The sequence below is a fragment of the Synechococcus sp. R55.3 genome, from assembly GCF_047461975.1.
Lineage (GTDB): Bacteria > Cyanobacteriota > Cyanobacteriia > Thermostichales > Thermostichaceae > Thermostichus.
In genome coordinates, this window is record NZ_JANSIG010000082.1 from 12566 (window position 1) to 13997 (window position 1432).

2 protein-coding genes are annotated in these 1432 nt (G+C 49.5%); both read left to right on the forward strand.

Annotated features, from left to right (window positions below; genetic code table 11):
• Window positions 1–585, forward strand: a 585-nt coding sequence (locus tag NW849_RS11685; RefSeq protein WP_414357777.1) for a ParA family protein, incomplete at its 5' end; no start/stop codon positions are given.
• A complete protein-coding gene (locus NW849_RS11690) occupies window positions 578–1228 on the forward strand; it encodes a Rho termination factor (protein ID WP_414357778.1) in 651 nt (216 codons plus the stop codon). The genes NW849_RS11685 and NW849_RS11690, both read left to right, overlap by 8 nt.
• Window positions 1229–1432: the final 204 nt, after the last annotated feature.

Consider the following 1432-nt stretch of genomic DNA (forward strand, 5'->3'; position numbering starts at 1 on the left):
GACATTATCCCAAGAGACCCTGAGCTGGAGACGTTGACCGACAGCCAGTCGCTAGCATATATCCAAAAGGGAACCCGACGCCTTCGAGATCTGATTGCCCCTCTTCGCAATGAGTATGATTACATCCTAATCGACTGCCCAACTCAATGGCTTTACTTCAGCCAAAGTGGTGTTTTTGCTGCCGATGTTATTTTGATACCTACCCGCCCCAACGATCTGTCTTCCCTGAATAATGCTGTTAGAGTAATCACCAAGTTTATTCCAGAAACTGCTAGGTCACGACAGGATGGTGGCCCTATTGCTTTGCCTACCTTTTTCAACGGCGTCTCTTCGGGAAGTGAATACACTATTAAACTAGCTAACGAAGAGATAGATAAGCTTATCAAGCAGGAGAAAAGTGTAGATCTACGTCCATATTTCTGGCCGCATTTTAAGAAAGGTAATGAAGACAAAAGCATTTTTAGGATACCTGACTATGCAGTGATATCCTCTGCAAGCTTTGCTCGAACTCCTGCCGTCTTTAAGCGCAGGAGAGTTTTAGAATACTACCAGAGTCTTGCCCGTGAGTACTTTATCGATGAGTGAGTTTTCAGATCTAGGTAGGTTGGTTAACTTACCCCTTGAGAGCATTACGCCCGCCGATGGGTTTTCTGCTCCCTCCTTCCTTGTTGCCGCAGCCGCAGATCAGCTAAGGGCGACAGGAGGACACAACTGGGTTCCTCTGCTGGTGGCCGAGGCTGGCGACTATCAGTACAAGGCCATTGGTAACCATTTTGTCTATGCAGTTGCTCAAGAAGCGGGACTGGAAAGGCTATGGTGTATCGTTGTCGATCCTGATCCAGAGCAGGTTAAGCAGGCCCAGATTCTCGCCAAAGAAATTGTTCCGAAGGTAAATTTGACCAATACATCGAGAGAGACTATCTTGGCTGCGCTAAGATACCTAGCCGAGCGACCCAGCAGTCCCCTCAAGGGAGTCGATGTAACCATTGCAGCTGCCCGGATTGCAGAGGCGGATAGAAGTTGGTGGCAGGACTTAACCCCCATAACCAAGCTTGGGTGCAAAATTACGCGAGGCAAAAAACTGGATGCCCTATCGGAAGTATTTTTCGTAACTCCTACAGCGTTGCCCCCTACTCTGAAGAAATCATCCAAGAGATCTGTGGCATCCGCTGGCGCGAAGAAAGCGACCTCAACTCGCTCGCGGAAAAAAACAGAGGGAGAGAGCTGAAAGGGATCCCTTCAAAAACATATTCTCCTCTCCACATCACCGAGGCCCGACTCCGCTTGCTGTGGGATGCCTGCCTCAAGCCTCCCTTTGAATGGCTACTGCCACCCAAACAGCCTTGGCCGCTCTCAACAACAGCCTCCATGGCAGGTATGCTCTGCTTACCTAGGACGACCGGATCCATCTGGAGCTCATGCACAGGATGAT

What these genes read in the sequence shown, in the direction of transcription:
- NW849_RS11690 (WP_414357778.1), top strand. Translation starts at nt 578, where the DNA reads ATGAGTGAGTTTTCAGATCTAGGTAGGTTGGTTAACTTACCCCTTGAG.